This window comes from Methylobacterium sp. C33D, assembly GCF_053345825.1.
In genome coordinates this window covers 1-346 of record NZ_JBKFAV010000153.1, presented here as the reverse complement: position 1 = coordinate 346, position 346 = coordinate 1, and the positions used below count along the sequence as shown (strand labels likewise).

Below are 346 nucleotides of genomic sequence, written 5' to 3'. Positions count from 1 at the left end.
TCGAGAAGGTCGTGCTGGTCCACGGCTGCCGGCAGGTGCAGGAACTCGCCTACGGCGAGACCATCACCGAGACGCTGCCGCGCCACGAGTTCCTGGGCGAGATGATCTCGAACCAGCTGATCTACTACCCGACCGTGACCCGCGAGCCGTTCCGCAACCGCGGCCGGATCACCGACCTGATGGTCTCGGGCAAGCTGTTCGAGGATATCGGCCTGCCGCCGATGTCGATCGAGGCCGACCGCTTCATGCTCTGCGGCAGCCCCGACATGATCCGCGACACCCGCGAGCTCCTGACCTCGCGCGGCTACGAGGAGGGCAACCACGGCGAGGCCGCCCACTACGTCAT

The 346-nt window shown here is 66.8% G+C and carries 1 pseudogene; it reads left to right on the top strand.

Going from position 1 to position 346, the window contains the following annotated elements:
• A pseudogene (locus ACLBXO_RS31820) lies at positions 1-346 on the top strand (ferredoxin--NADP reductase); the annotation flags it as partial.